The following is a 17154-nucleotide window of genomic DNA, read 5'->3' on the forward strand; positions in this document are numbered from 1 at the left end:
GCCGCTCCGGCTAACCGGACACGACCCGGCCGACGATCGTCAACGCGCCCGGCACACAGCTGACCTGGACCGGAAGCGGGCCGATCCGCTCGCCGTCAGCGTAGGCGACCCAGCCGTTGGCCTCGCCGAGCCGGACCTCACGGGCCCGGGAGGTCGTGACGACGGGGTTGTCGACGTGCCGGCCGGAACGCAGGCCGGGGAGCATCCGCACCAGGTCCAGCCGGCTCGCCCGGCCGACGAGCGTGATGTCGAACAGGCCGTCGGTCGGGTCGGCGGTCGGGCAGATCGGGATGCCGCCGCCGTAGTGGGGGATGTTGCCCACGGCGACCTGGGTGGCCTCGACCTCGGTGCGGCCGCCGTCCTCGACCAGCGAGAGCCGACCGGCCCGCAGCCGCGCCAGTTCGGCGAGGATCGCCAGGTCGTAGCGGCGCGGGCCGGACGGCCAGCGCATCCGGTTGGCCCGCTCGTTGACCGCCGAGTCGAACCCGGCACACAGCACGCCGGCGAACCACCGGGAGGCTGCCGGCCCGCCGCCCTCGACGCGACCGAGGTCGATCCGGGTCCGGCGGTCGGCCGCCAGGTCCGCCACCAGGGCGTCGGCGGCGGCAAGCGGATCGGTGGGCGCGCCGAGCGTGCGGGCCAGGTCGTTGCCGGTGCCGGCGGGGACGACGGCCAGCGCCACGTCGTGCTCGGCGCAGAACTGCACGCCCTGGTGGACCGAGCCGTCACCGCCGACCACCACGACCAGGTCGAGTCCGCTGTCCCGGGCCCTGGCCATGAGCGACCTGGACTCCTCGACCGAGCCGACCCGGATCACCGCGAGGTCGTCGACGGCACCGCGTAACCGGGTGGCGACCGCGTCCGCGATCCGGCCCGCCCGCCCCAGACCGGAGGCCGGGTGCACCACCAGCGCGGCCCTCATGCCGCTCGGTGTCCCACGCGCCGCCTCAGGTCACGTCGTCGAGGCCGGCCGCGCTGGTGTCGGCCTTCTTCTTCCCGGCCTTCCCCTCGTCGACCTCGTCCGGGTCGAGGTCGTAGTCCTCCGGGTCACCCCAGCCCTCGGCCACCGCCTTGCGCGCGGCCTTGCGGTCGTGCACCCGGGCGATCTGGACGGAGATCTCGAACAGCACGGTCATCGACGCGGCCAGCGCGACCATCCCGATGGGGTCGGTGCCGGGCGTGGCGACCGCGGCGAAGACGACCAGCGCGAAGATGATCCCGCGCCGCCAGGCCTTGAGGTTGCGGTAGGGCAGGATGCCGATCCGGTTGAGCATGGTGATCAGCAGCGGCAGCTCGAAGCTGACACCGAAGATCAACAGCATCACGAGGACGAACGAGATGTAGTCGTTCGCCGAGAGCGCGGTGATGAAGGTCTCGCCACCGAAGCTGATCAGCACCTCGAGGCCCTTGGGCACCACGAAGTAGGCGAGCACCGCGCCCGCCGTGAACAGCACCGACGCGAGCATCACGAAGATCCGGGTGAACTTCCGCTCGTTGTCGTAGAGCCCCGGAGTGATGAACGCCCAGATCTGGTAGAGCCAGAACGGGCTGGTCAGCACGGCGCCGGCGGCCAGACCCACCTTGAACTGGATGAGGAACGCCTCGAACGGCTTGGTCTGGATCAGCTGGCAGACGCCGGGCACGAACTCGGCGCGACCGTGCCTCCCGGCCGGCAGCGCACAGTACGGGTCGGTGAGCAGCTTGCCGAGCGACGGGATCGGGCCGACCGACCAGTTGAACCAGAGGAAGCCCGCCACACAGCCGACCAGCAGCGCCAACAGCGCCATACCGAGCCGGTGTTTCAGCTCGTAGAGATGATCCCGAAGGGTCATCGTGCCGTCGGGATTGTGCCGGCGGCTCCGCAGACGTTTCTTCTCGCGCCGACTCTCGTCCCGGCGGTGCGGGATACGCGCCACCGTCGTGACCTGTTCTCTCAGCTGGCGTTGTTGTTCTGCTGGGCCTGCTCAGCCGGTTGCGAGCCGTTGACCGGCTGCGCGGCGTTCGACACGGGCTGTGTCGTGGCGTTCGGCGTGGCGTTCGGCGTCGCCGGCTGGGCCTGCGGCAGCTGCTGCTGCACGGGCTGCTGGACCGGCTGCTCGACCGAGGTCTGCTTGTCGGCGTCGTCACCGCCGCGCATGCCCTTGGTCTCCTCCTTGAACGCCTTCGCGGACTTTCCGAGCGAACGCGCCATCTCCGGCAGCTTCCGTGCTCCGAAGAGCAGGATGATCACCCCGGCGATGATCAAGAGCTCGGGCACACCCAAGTTACCCACGGTCATCCTCCTGTCTCCCCCGGTGCCCTGATGGTACGTCAACCGGAGTGTGCTTCACCCGTACGCGGGTCTCTTTCATCGCCACCCGCAGTGCGGCGGACCGCGCCCGCAGGTGGCCGGTCTCGTCGCCGATGCGCGCGTTGACCGAGGCCGCGGTCGTACCGAACCGGCGCACGGTGCGTGCCACACGAACCAGCACCGCGACGAGCAGTACGAGTCCCACGGCGAGCACGATCCAGGTCGGCAGGTACGACATCACGTTCCTACCGTAGTGGGCGTGTGGCGGCCGTGGGGAGGACGATACCGACCGTTTGTCATGGCGCCACCGTGAGTTGCCCGGCCCTGGCGAGCGCCCGGCGTGCCCGCTCCCGCAGGCTCTCCGCCAGCACGGCCGGCTCCTCGACCGTCACGTCGCCGCCGAGACCGAGCAGCAGGCGCACCATCCAGGACTGGTCGGCGTAGCGCATCCGGATCCGCAGCCGGCCCCCGTCCAGCTCGGTCAACCGCTCGACCGGGTAGTACTCCGAGACCCAGCGCGCGTCCGGCTCGAGCACCAGCTGGGCGACCTCGTGGTCTGGCCGCTCCCGGAACAGCCCCGCCGTGGTGTCGGTGCGCTCGGCGTAGGGCGGCGGGACCGCCGGCTCGTCGAGCTCGGTGACCTCGTCGATCCGGTCCAGCCGGAACAGCCGGACCGCCTCGGCCCGGCGGCACCAGGCCTCCAGGTAGCTGCGGCCCTCGACGATCAGCATGCGCATGGGGTCGACGGTGCGCTCGGCGACCTGGTCCCTGGACGCGGTGTAGTAGGTCATCCGCAGAGCCCGGCCGGCCGTGAGCGCGGCCTGCACGACCTGGCGGGAACGGGCCGTCCGCGCGCCCTCGCGCACGCCGAGCGCCACCGCGACCCCCGCCGGCTGGGCCTGTCCGGCGGCGGCCTCGATCTTGGCGACCGCCCGCCGGACCGCGTCGGCGTCGGCGACGCCGGGAGCGTCCAGGAGCGTGCGCAGGGCCACGAGCAGCGCCGTCGCCTCGGCTCCGGTCAGCCGCAGTGGACGGCTCATCCCCGCGTCGAAGGTGACCGTGATCGTGTCGCCCTCGAACGAGAGGTCGATGAGGTCTCCCGGGCCGTACCCGGGCAGCCCGCACATCCAGAGCAGCTCGAGGTCCTTGCGCAGCTGCCGCGCGGTGACCCCGAAGTCCGCGGCCGCCTCGTCGATGCGGATGCCGGGGCGGGCGATCAGGTACGGCACGAGGGCCAGCAGGCGGGGCAGCCGCTCCTGGGACGAGCTCATCTCCTGGCCTCCACACCGCCGACCGCCGCGAGCAGGCGCTCCTGCACGGACTTGCGCAGCACCTCGGGCTCCAGCACGACCGCGTCCTCGCCGTAGCCGGCGATCCAGCTCGCCGCCGAGTCGGGGTGGAACAGGTCCAGCTCGATGACGTCGCCTGGCACGTCGTCCAGGGTCCGCTCACCGACGACCCGAGCCCGGCGGCGCAGGCCGGCGGCACGCTGGCGGGCCACCCAGAGGCGGGCCGTGGTGGTGTCCGGGGGCTCGCCGGTGCTGGCCGAGACGAACTCCAGCAGGTCCACCTCCGGCGGACGGGCCACCACTCCGGTCGGCCCGAACGCGGTGACCTCGCCGACGATCCTGGACAGCCGGAAGCAGCGGGGCGCGTCCCGGTCGCGGTCGTGGCCAACGACGTACCAGCGACCCCGCCAGGAGACCACCCCCCACGGTTCGAGCGTGCGGGTGCGCAGTTCGGCCGGGCTCGGCCGCCGGTAGTCGAACCGCACGGCGCGGCCGGCCTGGACCGCGGCGAGCAGCGGAGCGAAGGCGGGCTCGGTGGTCCGCACCTTGGGCTCCACGACGGCGGGCACGCCCTGGTCGACGTCGACACCCGCGGCCCGCAGCTTGAGCAGCGCGCCGGCCGCCGCGCCGGTCAGCTCCGGGGAGTCCCACAGCCGCACCGCGAGCGCCACCGCGGCGGCCTCGTCCGGCTCGAGGTCGATGTCGCCGAGCTCGTAGTCCCGCCGGGCGATCCGGTAGCCGTCCTCGGCGTCCACCGCGCGGGTGCGGCCGAACTCCAGCGGGATGCCGAGGTCGCGCAGCTCGTTCTTGTCCCGCTCGAACATCCGGTAGAAGGCCTCGTCGGTTGGCGCGTCGGTGTAGCCGGCGACGATGGCACGGATGCGCTCGGCCGGCAGGTACTGGCGCGTGGACAGCAGGCACAGCACCAGGTTCACGAGTCGTTCGGCGCGGGCGACGGACACGTTTCGAACTCTAGCCCGACTGCTCGCGGCAGCGTTCGCCAACTCGCCAACGGCCGCGGGGAGAACCTCGGATCCGACACCCGACTGGTCTGACCACTTGACCAAGGGCGGGCTACGCGCAACAGTACGTGGTCATGGCACTGCAGCCGGTCACCCGCCGCTCGGTCCCCGAGGCGGTGTTCGACCAGATCGTGGCCGAGGTGGTGAGCGGTCAGCTCGCCCCCGGCGACACCCTGCCGAGCGAACGCCACCTCGCCGAGCTGCTCGGCGTCTCCCGCCCGGCCGTGCGCGAGGCGTTGCAGCGCGTCGCCGCCGCCGGGCTGGTCGAGGTCCGGCAGGGCGACCCCACGACGGTGCGGGACTACCGCCGGCACGCCGGCCTCGACCTGCTCCCCCGGCTGCTGGTGCCGCGGGGGGAGCTCGACCTCTCGGTCGCGCGCAGCGTGCTGGAGGCCCGGCTGCACATCGGCCCCGAGGTCGCGGGGCTCGCGGCGGAGCGGGCGGGGAACGCGCTGGCCGAACCGCTGCGCGCCGCGGTCGCCGACCTGGAGGCCGCCGCGGACCCGGTCCAGCGCCAGCGCGTCGCGCTCGGGTTCTGGGAGCACGTCGTCGAGGGGGCCGACTCGATCGCGTTCCAGCTGATGTTCAACAGCCTCCGCGCCGCCTACGAGCCGGCGTTGGCCGTGCTGGGCACGGTGATGGAGGCCGAGGTCGGCCGGGTCGAGGCCTACCGGGAGCTGGCCGCGGCGATCGTCGCCGGCGACGCACCCGAGGCGCGCCGGCTCGCCGACGACCTGCTGGGGACGGGCACCAGGGAACTGTTGGCGGTGATCCGCGCACTGGAGGAGCAGCCCGATGACTGACCGGACGGACGACGTGGAGCGGCGGGCGCTGGCCAGGGTGCGGGCCGACGAGGCGATGACCGGCTCGCGGCGCCGGTCGGTCGGCCTGCGCCAGGTGGCCGCCGCGTTCTGGCGGCACCCGTCGCCGTGGCTGCTCACCACACTGCTCCTGGCCGCGTTCGGCGCGCGTGTCCTGGCCGGTGACTGGCGGTGGAGCGACGCGCTCACCCCGCTCGTCATGCTCGCGGCGTTCCCGTTCTTCGAGTGGGTCGTGCACGTGTGCGTACTGCACTGGCGGCCGCGCCGGCTGGTCGGGCTGACCGTCGACCCGCTGCTGGCCCGCAAGCACCGCGAGCACCACGCGAACCCCCGTGACCTGCCGCTGGTGTTCATCCCGTGGCAGGTCCTGCTGTGGCTGCTGCCGGCGGCGACGGCGACCGGTCTGCTGGCCTTCCCCCGCCTGGAGCTCGGCCTGACCTTCCTCACCGTGCTCGCCGCCCTCGGGCTGACCTACGAGTGGACCCACTACCTGATCCACAGCGACTACCGGCCCCGCTCGGCGCCGTACCGCGCGATCTGGCGCAACCACCGGCTGCACCACTACAAGAACGAGCACTACTGGTTCACGGTGACCACCTCCGGCACCGCGGACCGGGTGCTCGGCACCTGTCCCGACCCCGCCCGGGTCGACTCCTCCCCCACCGTGCGCGCCCTGCACGCCCGGGAGGCCCCAGGGGTCAGCCGCTGACCGCTGCGGTCATCTCGCCGACCATGACCTGCTCCTGCTCGGGGGTCAGGCCGTTGCCGGACAGGCCGTGCCCGAGGATCAGCATCGACCGCACGACCGCCTGCTCGCGCACCTCGTCGTCGACGTCGCGCAGCGGCCCATCGAGCAGGACCGCCATGCCGTGCACCATCGACCACGCCGCGAACTCCGCGAGCGGACGGCGCGCGGGGCTCAGGTAGCCCACCTCGACCAGCTCGTCCAGCGCGGACAGCAGCAACGTGTAGGGCCCGTCGATGGCCTGCTCCTCGCCGCCGGCGAACAGCGTCCCCTTCTCGGAGTACTCGGCCGAGAACACGGTGGCGAACAGCCCGGGTTGGGCGCGGGCGAAGGCGAGGTAGCCGCGGCCGAGCGCGGCGAGGCTGCCCAGCGCGTACTGGACGGGGTCCTCGGACCGCGGCCGCGCGGCGAGCTCCTTGTCCATCGCGGCGGTCAGCTCCTCCACCGCGCGGTCCTTGGCCGCCCAGAGCAGCTCCTCGTGCCCGGCGAAGTGCCGGTAGGCCGCCGTGGGCGTCACCCCGACCAGGCGCGCCGCCGCCCGGATCGTCACCGAGGCCGGGCCGCCCCGAGCGGCCAGCTCCGCCGCGGCGGAGATCAGCGCGTTGCGCAGGTCGCCGTGGTGGTAGGTCCGCTTGGACGTTCCGGGCGATCCCATGCCTCGATGTTGACACCGGCCAACATCCCATGGCAAGTTAACAGGCGACAAGTTTACGGTCGTACACATTCAGGGGAGGCGTCATGTTCGCTCGGATCGGCCGGTTCGCGGCCGCACGAGCCAGGGCGGTGCTGGTGGTGACCGCCCTGGTGGTGGTGGCTGCCGCGGCCCTCGGGTTCACCGCGTTCGGGAAGCTGCGGACCGACGGTGGGTTCGCCGACCCGAACGCGGAGTCCAGCCAGGCGCAGGAGCTGCTCGACCGCGAGTTCGACGGCCGCACCGACCTCGTCTTCCTGGTCACCGCGACCGACGGAACGGTCGACGACGCGGCGAACCGGACCGCGGGCGCCGCGCTCACCGACCGGCTCGCCGCCGAGGGTTCGCTCACCGAGGTCGCCTCCTACTTCACCACCGGGGTCCCCGCCATGCGGTCCGACGACGGCCGGCACGCGATAGCGGTCGCCCGGCTGGCCGACGGGGCGGGCGAGGACGCGGTCGTCGAGCTGCGTGAGCGCTACGACTCCGACAGCGGGCCGCTCCAGGTCACGGTGGGCGGCCCGGAGGCGATCGGCACCGACATCGGGGGGCAGGTCGGCAGCGACCTCGCGCTGGCCGAGACGATCGCGGTGCCGATCATCCTGGTGCTGCTGGTCATCGTGTTCGGCAGCCTGGTCGCCGCCCTGCTGCCGCTGGTCGTCGGTCTGGTCGCGGTCGTCGGCACGTTCGCCGAGCTCGCGATCCTCGGCTCGGTGACCGACGTGTCCGTCTACGCGATCAACCTGACCACCGCGCTCGGCCTGGGGCTCGCCATCGACTACGCGCTGCTGATGGTCAACCGGTTCCGCGAGGAGCTCGCGAACGGCCTGGACACCCGGGCGGCGGTGGTGCGCACCGTCGAGACCGCCGGGCGCACGATCCTGTTCGGCGCGGTCACCGTCGCGACGGCGCTGGCGACGCTGCTGGTGTTCCCGCTGTACTTCCTGCGGTCGTTCGCCTACGCGGGTATGGGCGTTGTCCTGATCGCCATGGTCAGCGCGCTCGTGGTGCTCCCGGCGCTGCTCGCGGTGCTCGGCCACCGGGTCAACTCGCTGCGGCTGCCCTGGGTGCGGCGGACGCCGAGCGCGGTGTCGCAGCGGTGGGCGCGGATCGCCGGCGCGGTGATGCGCCGCCCGGTCCTGAGCGGCGCTCCGGTGGTGGTCCTGCTGCTGCTCGCGGCGGTCCCGCTGCTGCGGGTCGAGTTCGGCACGCCCGACGAGCGGGTGCTGCCGCCGACGACCGACGTCCGCGTCGTCGGGGACACGCTGCGCGCGGAGTTCCCCAGCGACGACTCCCGGACGATGTACCTGATCACCCGTGAGCCGGAGGTGACGGCCTACGCCGAGCGGCTCTCCGACCTGCCGGGCGTCGAGGCGGCCACCACCGCCACCGGCACGTTCGTACAGGGCCGGACGAGCGGCGAGGGCGACCCCCGGCTGGCGGCGCCGTCCGGATACCAGCGGATCACGCTGCTGACCGGGTACGACGGCCACTCTGCCGAGGGGCAGGCGCTGGTGGCGTCGGTGCGGGCGGTGCCCGGCCCGGAGGCGCTGCTGGGCGGCCCGGCCGCGCAGCTGGTGGACAGCAAGGAGGCCATCGGCGGCCGACTGTGGCTGGCCGGGGGCCTGATCGCGCTGACGACGTTCGTGCTGCTGTTCCTGTTCACCGGGAGCGTGCTCCAACCGCTGCGCGCGCTGCTGTTCAACGTGCTCGGCCTGTCGGCGATCCTCGGGCTGATGGTGCTGGTGTTCCAGGAGGGATGGCTGTCGGGGTGGCTGGGCTTCACCCCGCTGCCGCTGGACACGAGCATGCTGGTGCTGCTGTTCTGCCTGGTGTTCGGCCTGTCGATGGACTACGAGGTGTTCGTCCTGGGGCGGATCAAGGAGACGCACGACCAGGGCGCGGACGCGCGGACCGCCGTCACGCACGGGCTGTCCCGGACCGGGCGCCTGATCACGATGGCGGCCGTGCTGCTGGCGGTGAACCTGCTCGCCTTCGGCACGAGCGGGGTGAGCTTCATCCAGATGCTCGGCATCGGCGCCGGCCTCGCCATCCTCGTGGACGCGACGCTGATCAGGGGCGTGCTGGTGCCGGCGGGCATCGCCGTCCTGGGCCGGGCCGCGTGGTGGGCGCCGCACTGGTTGCGCCGGGTGCACGGGCGGGTCGGCCTCCGGGAGGAGGAGCCGACCGAGACCGACCGCACCCCGGCCCCGGTCTAGGTCTAGGTCCACTGGTCCAGGGGGTGGGTGAGGCGGGCCTCCACCGGTTTGGCGCGGCTGTCGACCGCACCGGGCCGCTGGGGGCCCTGCCGCTCGTCCTGGGCCGTGCCGGGGAGTCGGTTTCCCCGTGCTGTGGTCAGAGGGAGGCGATCAGGCGTTCCACTCGCTCGTCGACCGCGCGGAAGGGGTCCTTGCAGAGGACGGTTCGCTGGGCCTGGTCGTTCAGCTTGAGGTGGACCCAGTCGACGGTGAAGTCGCGGCCTGCCTGCTGGGCGGCGGCGATGAAGTCGCCGCGGAGCTTGGCTCGGGTGGTCTGGGGCGGGGTGTCCTTGGCGGCCTCGATCTCGCCGTCCTCGGTGACCCTGGCGACCAGGTCCTTGCGCTGCAGGAGGTCGAAGATGCCCCGACCGCGCCGGATGTCGTGGTAGGCCAGGTCCAGCTGGGCGATCCGGGGGCTGGACAGCTCCAGGCCGTGCTTGGCGCGGTAGCGCTCGACCAGGCGGTGCTTGATCGCCCAGTCGATCTCGCGGTCGATCCTGGTGAGGTCCTGCTGCTCGACGGCGTCGAGGGTGCGGCCCCACAGCTCGATCACGCGCTCGGCCACCGGGTCCGGGGCGCGCTTGGCCACGTGCTCGACCGCACGGGAGAAGTACTCGCGCTGGATGTCCAGCGCGGAGGCCTCCCGGCCGCCGGCCAGGCGTACGAGCCGTCGGCCGGTGAGGTCGTGGCTGATCTCGCGGATCGCGCGGATCGGGTTGTCCAGGCTGAAATCGCGGAACTGGACGCCGTCCTCGATCATCTCCAGCACGAGGTGCGCGCTGCCGACCTTCAGCAGCGTCGTGGCTTCGGCCATGTTCGAGTCGCCGACGATCACGTGCAGGCGGCGGTACCGCTCGGCGTCGGCGTGCGGCTCGTCGCGGGTGTTGATGATCGGGCGGGAGCGGGTGGTCGCCGACGAGACGCCCTCCCAGATGTGCTCGGCCCGCTGCGACAGGCAGTACACCGCGCCGCGCGGGGTCTGCAGCACCTTTCCGGCCCCGCACACCAGCTGGCGGGTCACCAGGAACGGCAACAGCACGTCCGCGATGCGGGAGAACTCGCCGGCCCGGGTGACGAGGTAGTTCTCGTGGCAGCCGTAGGAGTTGCCGGCCGAGTCCGTGTTGTTCTTGAACAGGAAGATGTCCCCGCCGATGCCCTCGTCGGCGAGCCTGCGCTCGGCGTCGACGAGCAGGTCCTCGAGGATCCGCTCACCGGCCTTGTCGTGCGTGACCAGCTGTACCAGGTCGTCGCACTCGGCAGTCGCGTACTCGGGGTGCGAGCCGACATCCAGGTAGAGGCGCGAGCCGTTGCGCAGGAAGACGTTCGACGAACGCCCCCACGACACCACTCGCCGGAACAGGTAGCGCGCGACCTCGTCCGGGCTCAACCTGCGCTGTCCGTGAAAGGTACAGGTCACCCCGAACTCGGTTTCGATGCCGAAGATCCGCCGCTGCATTCCCTTAGCCTAGGCTCTCCGGGCCGGAAGGTGTTCCGGCCGCTCCGAGGTGAGATGAACGCGTCATTCACATGTCAGTGCCGTGAACACCTCCCGATGCATGCCTCAGGCGCCGTCGGCGCCCTTCCCGCCCCCGTTCTCGTCACCGTTGCCGGTCTTGGGATCGGTGGCCGGGTCGACCGGGCCGCCCTCCGGCTTGTCCTCCTGCGCGCCGGCCTCGGCCGGCAGGAGCGCGGTCAGCGCCGCGCCCTCGATGCGGCGGAAGGCACGCCGCGGCCTGGATCGCTCGAGCACCGCGACCTCGAGCTTTCCGACCGTTCCGTTGTCGCCGTTGCTGGTCGAGGAGCCGGAGGACAGGGCACGCACCGCGAGCCCGAGCGCCTCCTCGAGGGACGCGCCCCCGCGGTAGGACTCCTTCATCGTGTTCGCGATCGGCTCGGTCTGCCCGCCCATCACCAGGTACTGCGGCTCGTCCACGATCGAGCCGTCGTAGGTGAGGCGGTAGAGCTGGTCATGGGCGGGGGTGGCGCCGACCTCGGCGACGCAGATCTCCACCTCGAACGGCTTGAGCTGGTCGGTGAACATCGACGCGAGGGTCTGGGCGTAGACGTTGGCCAGCTGCCGCGCCGAGACGTCCTTGGGGTCGTTCGCGTACCCCCACAGGTCGACGTGCCGGATCCCGCCGCGGCGCAGGCCCTCGTACTCGCTGTAGCGCCCGGCCGCGGCGAACCCGATGCGGTGGTAGATCTCGGAGACCTTGTGGAGCATCACGGAGGGGTTCTCGGCGACGAACAGCACGCCGCCGGAGTACTTGAGCGCCACGACGCTGCGGCCCCTCGCGATGCCCTTGCGGGCGTACTCCGAGCGGTCCCGCATCAACTGCTCGGGCGAGGCGTACAACGGCATGGTCACGGCGGTGGCTCCTCGTTCGGTGTCGGTCGGATCGGATGTTCTGCTTCGCGGCCTCAGCCGCGGGGCCGCTCGGCGCGCTCGGTCACCACGATCTCGGCGACCGCCGCGGCCTCCTCCTCGGACATGTGGACCGAGCCCTCGGCGGCGGTGATCGTCACAACGCTCGGGTAGATCCGCCGGACCAGGTCGGGCCCGCCGGTGGCGGTGTCGTCGTCGGCCGCGTCGTAGAGCGCCTCCACGGCGTGCCGGACGGCCGTCCCCACATCGCTGCCCGGGTCGTAGAGCTTCTTGAGCGCCGAGCGGGCGAAGAGCGACCCGGACCCCACCGAGTGGAACCCGGCCCGCTCCTCGTACCGGCCGCCGACCACGTCGTAGGAGATGATCCGACCGGCCCGCGACGGGTCCTCCGCGGCCGTGTCGAACCCGACGAACAGCGGCAGCACGGCCAGGCCCGCCATGGCCGTGTCGAGGTTGCCGCGTACGAGCGTGGCGAGCTTGTTCGTCTTGCCGTCCAACGACAGCGGGACGCCCTCGATCTTCTCGTAGTGGGACAGCTCGAGGATGAACAGCCGGACCAGGTCGAGCGCGATACCGGCGGTACCGGCGATGCCCACCGCCGAGTAGTCGTCGGTGACCAGGACCTTCTCCATGTCCCGCTGCGCGATGAGGTTGCCGGAGGTGGCCCGGCGGTCACCCGCGATGAGGACGCCGCCGTCGAAGGTCAACGCGACGATCGTGGTCCCGTGCGGCGGCTCCGGGCTGAGCTGGGCCACCTGACGGGCCCGGACAGCCTCGTCCAGCCCGGCGCTCCCGAACCCGCCGGGCAGCAGATGTGGAGCCTGCGTCCGAAGGAAGTCGGTGAACGAGGACGTGCCGGCCGTCAGGTAGGCAGCCGGTAGCGGTGCGCCGGGCACGGCGCTCGACGGGGTGTGTTCCATGCCTGCTTTCGTTCCTGGTTACGCCTGGCTGGTGTCGCTGGTGGATGCGGACCCGGGTGTGGGGAGAAGGGTGACTACTTACTCGCCGCCCTTCTGGACGTACGCACGCACGAAGTCCTCGGCGTTCTCCTCGAGCACGTCGTCGATCTCGTCGAGGATCGTGTCGACGTCCTCGCCGAGCTTCTCCCTGCGTTCCTGCCCGGCCGGCGCGCCGCCGTCGACACCGTCGTCGCCGTCACCGCCGCCTTGCCGCTGCGTCTGCTCCTGGGCCATGTCGCCTCCCGGATCGGGATTGTCTGTCTCAAGATTACCGGCGAAGACCGACGACGTCGCGAACCATCGTCGGATGATCGTCGATTCGCCCACGGCGAACGCGGCGGCGACCGGGCTGGCCGGCCCTCACCGGCGCGCGTTCCCGGTGAGCGCGTCGACCAGCTCCTCCGCCGTCGCCGAGGCCTCCAGCAGCTCGCCGACGTGGGTCTTCGTGCCGCGCAGCGGCTCCAGGGTGGGGATCCGGACCAGCGACTCGCGACCGAGGTCGAAGATCACCGAGTCCCAGGAGGCCGCGGCAATCGCCGTGGGGTACTTCTCCAGGCACCGGCCCCGGAAGTAGGCACGGGTGTCCTGGGGCGGGGTGGTGATCGCCGCGGTCACCTCCTCCTCGGTGACCAGGCGCTTCATCGAGCCCCGGGTGACCAGGCGGTTGTAGAGCCCCTTGGCCAGCCGCACGTCGGAGTACTGCAGGTCGACCAGGTGCAGACGCGGGGAGGACCAGCCGAGACCGTCCCGGGCGCGGAAGCCCTCCAGCAGCCGGAGCTTCGCCGGCCAGTCGAGCCGGTCGGCGCACTCCATGGGGTCGCGGGACAACGCGTCCAGCACGTCCCCCCAGGTCTGCAGCACGTGCGTGGAGACCTCGTCCTGCTCGGTGCGGTCGATGTTGTCCGAGATCAGCTCGCGGTAGGCGTGCTGGAGGTCCAGCCCGGTGTACCGCCGCCCGTTGGCCAGCTCGACGGTCGTCTTGAGCGTGGGGTCGTGCGACAGCGCGTGCACGGCGCGCACCGGGTCGGCCAGCTTGAGGTGGTCGAACCGCAGCCCGCTCTCGATCATGTCGAGGACCAGCGCCGTCGTGCCCACCTTGAGGTAGGTCGACGTCTCGGCCAGGTTGGCGTCGCCGATGATCACGTGCAGGCGGCGGTACTTGTCGGCGTCGGCGTGCGGCTCGTCCCGGGTGTTGATGATCCCGCGCTTGAGCGTCGTCTCCAGCCCGACCTCGACCTCGATGTAGTCGGCCCGCTGGGACAGCTGGAACCCGGCCTCCTCGCCGGCCGCGCCGAGGCCGACCCGCCCGGACCCGACCACGACCTGCCGTGAGGCGAAGAACGGGGTCAGCCCGGCGATCACCGCGGTGAACGGCGTGCTGCGGGACATCAGGTAGTTCTCGTGCGTGCCGTAGCTCGCGCCCTTGCCGTCCACGTTGTTCTTGTAGAGCTGCAGGCGCGGCTGGCCGGGCACCGTGGCCGCGCGCATCGCGGCCTCCTCCATCACCCGCTCCCCCGCCTTGTCCCAGATCACCGCGTCGCGCGCGTTGGTGACCTCGGGTGCGGAGTACTCGGGATGGGCGTGGTCGACGTAGAGGCGGGCCCCGTTGGTGAGGATGACGTTGGCCGCGCCGAGGTCCTCGACCTCGGGGTCGGAGGGTGGGACACCCGGCGCCCCCAGGTCGAAGCCGCGCGCGTCGCGCAGTGGTGACTCGACCTCGTAGTCCCACCGCGCCCGCCGCGCGCGCGGGATGTCCGCGGCTGCGGCATAGGCCAGTACGACCTGGGTGGAGGTCAGTACCGGGTTGGCGGTGGCGTCTCCGGGGACGGCGATGCCGTACTCGACCTCGGTGCCCATGATCCGACGCATGTCACCAGCCTACGGGTGCCCGCTCTCAGGCCCAGGCAAGGGCGCCTCGATCCGCCCAGTAGACCTCCGGGTCGACCGCGAGGTCAGCGAGCCGGGGCGCCGGCAGGCCCGCGGCGGCGAGGTTCGCGCGCAGCTGCCCGGGACCGGCGGGACCGAGCAGGACGGTGTCGGCCCACGGTTGGCCCAACGCGGCCGCGAGCGCGACGGCGTCGGGCGTCACGGTGAGTGAGGACGCCAGCTCCGCGACCGGAGCCGGCGGCTCGACCGCGAGCCGCCCGTTCGCGAGCACCTCCTTGACCAGCACGAGAGCACCGCTCGAGTGCGCCTCGACCAGTGCTGGGGCGACCGAGGGCTCGAGGAGGTTCCAGGTCGACTGGACGGCGGTGAACACCCGCCGCCCCTCGCGCTCCAGCGCCAGGGCCCGACGGACCGTCTCGGCCTGGCGCGGACCCGAGGTCGAGAAGCCCGCCCGGACCGGGAGCGCCGCGAGGGCGTCCTGCAGGGCCAGGTCGTCGAACAGCGGGCTCTCCGGGGTCAGCGAGTGCACCTGGTAGAGGTCGAGCCAGCGGCCGAGCAGGGCCTCGCTCTCCGCCCACTGGGCGCGGAACCGTTCCGCGGAGTGCTCCTTGACCTCGTGCACGGGTGCGTCCAGCCGCCAGCCGCCGACGTAGGCGTAGCCCCACTTGCTGGACACGGTCACGCCCGCCGGCGCCCGCGACTCCAGCCACCCGGCCAGGAACTCCTCGGCCAGCCCGTAGGAGCGCGCGACGTCCACCCGGCGCACGCCCGCGGCATAGGCCTGGTCGAGCACCGCCCAGCAGGCCGCGCGCATGTTCTCCACCGACCGGTCCGCCGGCAGCTCGTCGCGGCCGAGGTTGATGTATGCCGGACGCCCGAGGGCGGCGAGCCCGAGCCCCAACCGCTCGATGCCCGCCGCCCTCGGACCTGCCGTGTCGCTCCCGCTCACGCGGCGAAACTACAGGTACTGGCCGGTGTTCGTGGCCGTGTCGATCGCCCGGCCGGACTCCTGGTTCTTCCCGGTGACCAGCGTGCGGATGTAGACGATCCGCTCGCCCTTCTTGCCGGAGATCCGCGCCCAGTCGTCCGGGTTGGTGGTGTTGGGCAGGTCCTCGTTCTCCGCGAACTCGTCGACGATCGCGTCCAGCAGGTGCTGCACGCGCAGGCCGGGCTGCTTGGTCTCCAGCACCGACTTGATCGCCGCCTTCTTCGCCCGGTCCACGATGTTCTGGATCATGGCGCCGGAGTTGAAGTCGCGGAAGTAGAGCACCTCCTTGTCGCCGTTGGCGTAGGTCACCTCGAGGAAGCGGTTGTCCTCGGTCTCCTCGTACATCCGCTCGACCGTGTGCTGGATCATCGCGTCGATCGTCGCCTGCGGGTCGCCGCCGAACTCCGCGAGGTCCTCGGCGTGGATCGGCAGGTTGCGGGTGAGGTACTTGGAGAAGATGTCCTTGGCCGCCTCCGCGTCCGGCCGCTCGATCTTGATCTTGACGTCCAGCCGGCCCGGACGAAGGATCGCGGGGTCGATCATGTCCTCCCGGTTGGAGGCACCGATCACGATCACGTTCTCCAGGCCCTCGACACCGTCGATCTCGCTGAGCAGCTGGGGCACGATCGTCGTCTCCACGTCCGAGGAGACGCCGCTGCCACGGGTGCGGAAGATCGAGTCCATCTCGTCGAAGAACACGATCACCGGCGTGCCCTCCGAGGCCTTCTCCCGCGCCCGCTGGAAGATCAGCCGGATGTGCCGCTCGGTCTCGCCGACGAACTTGTTGAGCAGCTCCGGGCCCTTGATGTTGAGGAAGTAGGACTTGGCCTCCGAGGCGTTGCCGTCGCCCCGGATGGCCGCGACCTGCTTGGCCAGCGAGTTCGCCACCGCCTTCGCGATGAGCGTCTTCCCGCAGCCGGGCGGGCCGTAGAGCAGGACGCCCTTGGGCGGGCGCAGCTCGTACTCCCGGAACAGCTCGGCGTGCAGGAAGGGCAGCTCGACCGCGTCACGGATCTGCTCGATCTGCCGGAACAGGCCCCCGATCGACTCGTAGTCGACGTCGGGCACCTCCTCGAGCACCAGGTCCTCGACCTCGGCCTTGGGCACGCGCTCGTAGGCGTACCCCGACTTCGAGTCGACCAGCAGCGAGTCACCCGCCTTGAGGGTGGCGTCCCGGAGCGGCTCGGCCAGCCAGACCACGCGCTCCTCGTCGGCGTGGCCGACGACCAGGGCACGCACGGGGGGCATGCCCTCCTCGTCGGCGGCCAGCAGCTCGCGCAGGGTCGACACCTCGCCGATCCGCTCGTACTCGCCGGCCTCGACGATCGTCAGCGCCTCGTTGAGGCGCACCGACTGACCACGCCGCAGCTGGTCCACCTCGACCGCGGGAGAGGCGGCGACCCGCATCTTGCGGCCGGCGGTGAACACGTCGACCGTCCCGTCCTCGTGACCGCCGAGGAACACGCCGTAACCGCTCGGCGGCTGGGCCAGGCGGTCGACCTCCTCGCGCAGCGCCAGCAGCTGGCTCCGCGCCTCGCGCAACGTCTCCACCAGCTTGGCGTTACGCTCTGTCAGCTGGCTGACCCGCTCGGACGCCTCGGCCAACCGCTGCTCGAGCAGCCTCGCGTGCCGTGGCGAGTCCGTCAGCTTCCGGCGCAGCAGCGCTACTTCCTCCTCGAGAAACCGGATCTGGGCGGCCTCGGACGGCTCGTGCCCAGATGCCGGTCCAGGTCCAGCGCCGTGCTCGTCGGCCTCCTCTGGCCGACCACCGGGACGATCGTGCTGCATGTCGGCACCTCCTCCCGTCAACTGTCTTAC

General features: G+C 71.8%; 17 protein-coding genes. 3 read left to right on the top strand and 14 right to left on the bottom strand.

The window, feature by feature from the left end; genetic code table 11:
* Window positions 1-10 precede the first annotated feature (10 nt).
* From BU204_RS07990 to BU204_RS08015, 6 genes are all read right to left on the bottom strand, one after another.
* Complete coding sequence (locus BU204_RS07990; protein WP_075124931.1) at window positions 11-922, bottom strand: diacylglycerol kinase family protein; 912 nt, start codon at window positions 920-922, stop codon at window positions 11-13.
* A 25-nt stretch (window positions 923-947) separates the two neighbouring features.
* Complete coding sequence (gene tatC / locus BU204_RS07995) at window positions 948-1832, bottom strand: twin-arginine translocase subunit TatC (RefSeq protein WP_083661097.1); 885 nt, start codon at window positions 1830-1832, stop codon at window positions 948-950.
* A gap of 101 nt (window positions 1833-1933) precedes the next feature.
* A complete protein-coding gene (gene tatA, locus BU204_RS08000; protein WP_233159731.1) occupies window positions 1934-2278 on the bottom strand; it encodes a Sec-independent protein translocase subunit TatA in 345 nt (114 codons plus the stop codon).
* On the bottom strand, window positions 2265-2528 hold the full coding sequence (locus tag BU204_RS08005) for a bacteriophage holin (protein WP_075124934.1): 264 nt from the start codon (window positions 2526-2528) through the stop codon (window positions 2265-2267). Before BU204_RS08005 ends, tatA begins: the two co-directional genes overlap by 14 nt.
* A 58-nt stretch (window positions 2529-2586) precedes the next feature.
* A complete protein-coding gene (locus BU204_RS08010; protein WP_075124935.1) occupies window positions 2587-3561 on the bottom strand; it encodes a helix-turn-helix transcriptional regulator in 975 nt (324 codons plus the stop codon).
* Window positions 3558-4541 (bottom strand): helix-turn-helix transcriptional regulator, encoded by a 984-nt coding sequence (locus BU204_RS08015; RefSeq protein WP_075124936.1) that lies wholly within the window; start codon window positions 4539-4541, stop codon window positions 3558-3560. The genes BU204_RS08010 and BU204_RS08015 overlap by 4 nt, the downstream gene beginning before the upstream one ends.
* Before the next feature lie 134 nt (window positions 4542-4675).
* Here BU204_RS08015 and BU204_RS08020 point away from each other — a divergent pair, with 134 nt between their 5' ends.
* On the top strand, window positions 4676-5404 hold the full coding sequence (locus tag BU204_RS08020) for a FadR/GntR family transcriptional regulator (protein WP_075124937.1): 729 nt from the start codon (window positions 4676-4678) through the stop codon (window positions 5402-5404).
* The gene (locus tag BU204_RS08025; protein ID WP_198942803.1) at window positions 5397-6131 is read left to right on the top strand and encodes a sterol desaturase family protein; all 735 of its coding nucleotides are present in this window, start codon (window positions 5397-5399) and stop codon (window positions 6129-6131) included. The genes BU204_RS08020 and BU204_RS08025 overlap by 8 nt, the downstream gene beginning before the upstream one ends.
* On the opposite strand, the gene BU204_RS08030 is transcribed toward BU204_RS08025, so the two are convergent.
* Window positions 6121-6822 (bottom strand): TetR/AcrR family transcriptional regulator, encoded by a 702-nt coding sequence (locus BU204_RS08030; RefSeq protein ID WP_075124938.1) that lies wholly within the window; start codon window positions 6820-6822, stop codon window positions 6121-6123. The two genes, BU204_RS08025 and BU204_RS08030, sit on opposite strands and share 11 nt — an antisense overlap.
* A gap of 83 nt (window positions 6823-6905) precedes the next feature.
* Here BU204_RS08030 and BU204_RS08035 point away from each other — a divergent pair, with 83 nt between their 5' ends.
* The gene (locus BU204_RS08035) at window positions 6906-9077 is read left to right on the top strand and encodes an MMPL family transporter (protein ID WP_075124939.1); all 2172 of its coding nucleotides are present in this window, start codon (window positions 6906-6908) and stop codon (window positions 9075-9077) included.
* Between the two features lie 136 nt (window positions 9078-9213).
* On the opposite strand, the gene pafA is transcribed toward BU204_RS08035, so the two are convergent.
* From pafA to arc, 7 genes are all read right to left on the bottom strand, one after another.
* Entirely contained in the window at window positions 9214-10572 is a 1359-nt protein-coding gene (gene pafA, locus BU204_RS08040) for a Pup--protein ligase (protein WP_075124940.1), read from the bottom strand.
* 105 nt (window positions 10573-10677) lie between these two features.
* On the bottom strand, window positions 10678-11484 hold the full coding sequence (prcA, locus tag BU204_RS08045; RefSeq protein ID WP_075124941.1) for a proteasome subunit alpha: 807 nt from the start codon (window positions 11482-11484) through the stop codon (window positions 10678-10680).
* Window positions 11485-11537: 53 nt separating this feature from the next.
* Window positions 11538-12422 (bottom strand): proteasome subunit beta, encoded by an 885-nt coding sequence (prcB, locus tag BU204_RS08050; RefSeq protein WP_075124942.1) that lies wholly within the window; start codon window positions 12420-12422, stop codon window positions 11538-11540.
* A gap of 78 nt (window positions 12423-12500) precedes the next feature.
* Window positions 12501-12695 carry a ubiquitin-like protein Pup gene (locus BU204_RS08055; RefSeq protein WP_075124943.1) on the bottom strand — a complete coding sequence of 65 codons (195 nt, stop codon included), beginning with the start codon at window positions 12693-12695 and terminating at the stop codon, window positions 12501-12503.
* 126 nt (window positions 12696-12821) lie between these two features.
* Complete coding sequence (gene dop, locus BU204_RS08060; protein ID WP_075124944.1) at window positions 12822-14330, bottom strand: depupylase/deamidase Dop; 1509 nt, start codon at window positions 14328-14330, stop codon at window positions 12822-12824.
* 25 nt (window positions 14331-14355) lie between these two features.
* Window positions 14356-15297: an aldo/keto reductase gene (locus BU204_RS08065; RefSeq protein WP_233159754.1), complete on the bottom strand. Its 942-nt coding sequence runs from the start codon at window positions 15295-15297 to the stop codon at window positions 14356-14358.
* A 9-nt stretch (window positions 15298-15306) separates the two neighbouring features.
* Window positions 15307-17124: a proteasome ATPase gene (gene arc / locus BU204_RS08070; protein WP_075124945.1), complete on the bottom strand. Its 1818-nt coding sequence runs from the start codon at window positions 17122-17124 to the stop codon at window positions 15307-15309.
* Window positions 17125-17154 lie beyond the last annotated feature (30 nt).

The organism is Actinophytocola xanthii (assembly GCF_001921205.1).
Lineage (GTDB): Bacteria > Actinomycetota > Actinomycetes > Mycobacteriales > Pseudonocardiaceae > Actinophytocola > Actinophytocola xanthii.